The 2,339-nt window shown below is 68.7% G+C and carries 2 protein-coding genes; both read right to left on the minus strand.

Translation table 11 applies throughout. The features are described from left to right. On the minus strand, window positions 1-1,055 hold a 1,055-nt coding region (locus tag VGN62_RS05450), incomplete at its 3' end, for an acyl-CoA dehydrogenase family protein (protein WP_327451680.1). Window positions 1,056-1,075: 20 nt separating this feature from the next. Next, window positions 1,076-2,338 carry a phosphotransferase gene (locus VGN62_RS05455; protein WP_327451681.1) on the minus strand — a complete coding sequence of 421 codons (1,263 nt, stop codon included), beginning with the start codon at window positions 2,336-2,338 and terminating at the stop codon, window positions 1,076-1,078. Window position 2,339 lies beyond the last annotated feature (1 nt).

The following is a 2,339-nucleotide window of genomic DNA, read 5'->3' on the forward strand; positions in this document are numbered from 1 at the left end:
AGGGTGCGCTCGACCTGTTTGTGCTCCGTGTTGTCCATGTCCCACGCGGTCTTGCGGATGAGCAGGCGGAGCATCTCGGCCTGCGTCGCGAGCTCGACGAGCGGGAACTGGATCGCCTGGTTCTTCGCCAGCGCCTCGCCGAACGGCTTGCGTTGCCGCGCATATTTCACGCTCTCCTCGATGCAGTAGAGCGCGGCGCCGAGCGACGATGCCGCCTGGCGGATGCGGTTCTGGTGGACGAAGCTCTGCGCGATCGCGAGCCCGCCGTCCTCGGGGCCGAGCCGCGCGCTGCCCGGCACCCACACATCGGTGAAGCTCACCCGCGGATGGTCGGTCGGCATGTTGAACGTCCAGAGATATTCCTCGATCACGAGCCCCGGCGACGGGTTGGGGACGAGCAGGCAGGTGATCCCCTTCGCGCTGCCGTCGTCGCCGCTGGTGCGGCAGAAGGTCGCACAGTGCGTCGCGACGTGCATCCCCGTCGTCCACATCTTCTCGCCGTTGATCAGCCAGCCGTCGACGCCGTCGCGCGTCTCCCTGACCGCGCGCGTCTCCATAAACGTCGCGTCCGATCCATGGTCGGGCTCGGTCAGGCCAAAGGCGGTGCGGCGCTTGCCCTCGAACCCGCCGAGGATGAACTCGGCCTTCTGCTCGTCGCTCGTCGCGAACTGCTCGAACATCTCGACGAACGGGAAGTTGCCGACGATGCTATGCTCGTTCTGGAGATCGTTGTGGAGGCCGAGCCCCTTCGCCGCGAGATGCTCGCGGATCACCGCCATCCACAGGTTCGATCCGTCCTTGCCGCCATATCGCTTCGGCGCCGAGAAGCGCCAGTGCCCCGCGGCATCGGCCTTGCGCGTCGCCGCCTTGAGCAGCTCTTCCCACTCGTGGCGCGGCAGCCCCTGATTGTCCCAGTCGGTGCGCGCATGTTCGCGCCGATGGTCGAAGAAGCGGATATTGTCGTCCGCCAGCTCGAGCGGCCTGATCTCGGCGTCGATAAACGCGTCGAGTTCGGCAAGATACGCCTGCAAGTCGGCGGGTACCGCAAAATCCATCGTCTCTCTCCCTTGTCCTGTTATCCGCGCCAGTCGGCGCGCGCCGCCGCCAGCGCGGCATATTTGGGGCTGTCGACCGCGCATTTGTCGAGCACGTCGCGCCGCAGCTTCGCGAGCAGGCCGGGCGCGGCGAGCGTCGTGGTGCCGTTCAATAGCGCGGCAGCGAGCGCCGCATCCTCGGCGCGCACCCCGGCATCGAGGTCGCGCAGCACGATGCCGAGCGCATTCATCGCGACCACCGCCTCGAACTTGGCATGGCCTTGCGATGCCGGCTTGATCGATCCTTCGATCCAGTCGCGCACCGCCTCGACGATCTCGCGGTTCGTGGGTTCGCCTGCGGGTTCCGGTACGACCGGCTGCGACGGAGGCAAGGCGGCGGCCTGCTCGGCTTCCGGCGCCTCCGCCTCGAGCAGCCGCACAAGGTCGAGCTCCTGCTCGGCCGTGCGCCGCCCGATCACGACGCGCTCGACCGTCCGGTCGGCGCCGCTCCGCCACATCTGCCCCATCTGCAGGCAGCCGAGCGCCCACCAGAGCGTCCGGTAGACCAGCCAGAAGCGGAAGCGCGCCGGGTCGACCTTCGCCCCGCCTGCCGCCTCATAGGCCGCGAAGTAATCGTCGAGGCTGCCGACCCCGAACGCCGGCTTGTCGAGCTGGCCGAAGCGCCACACGGTCATGCAGCCGAACGCGAGGTCCTCATGCGCATCGCCGCGATGCGCGAGCTCCCAGTCGAGCACCGCGGCCAGCCCTTCGCTATCCACCATCACATTGCCCATGCGGTAATCGCCGTGCACCAGCACCGGCACCGCGGGTTCGGGCAGATGATCCTCGCACCACCTGATCGCGAGCGCGATCACCGGCCGGTCGCCGCCGTACGACAAGAAGCGCGCGCGCAGTTCGGCGAGCGCCGCGCCCGTATCCATCAGCGGGATCGCAGCGGGGACCCGGTCCATCGGGATCGCATGGATGCGTGCGAGCTCGCGCCCCAGGTCGGCGAGCAGCGACCGCGGCGGGTCCGCCAATATCTTCGCCGGCGACACCTCGGCGATCACGCGGCGCATCACATAGCCCGTGCCCAGCCCGTCGCCATCCTCCAGCACGCCGACGACCTCGGGCGCCCTCACCCCCGCATCAAACGCCGCCCGCACCAGCGCCGCCTCGTCGACATGCCCGAACGGGCGGTCCGCCATATACGCCGCCGACGGCGCACGCCGCAGCACATAAGCCTCCCCACCCCACGCGAACGCAAAACTCTCCATGTTCGCGCCCCCGGACAAGCGACACAGC

It is taken from the genome of Sphingopyxis sp. (genome assembly GCF_035998905.1).
Lineage (GTDB): Bacteria > Pseudomonadota > Alphaproteobacteria > Sphingomonadales > Sphingomonadaceae > Sphingopyxis.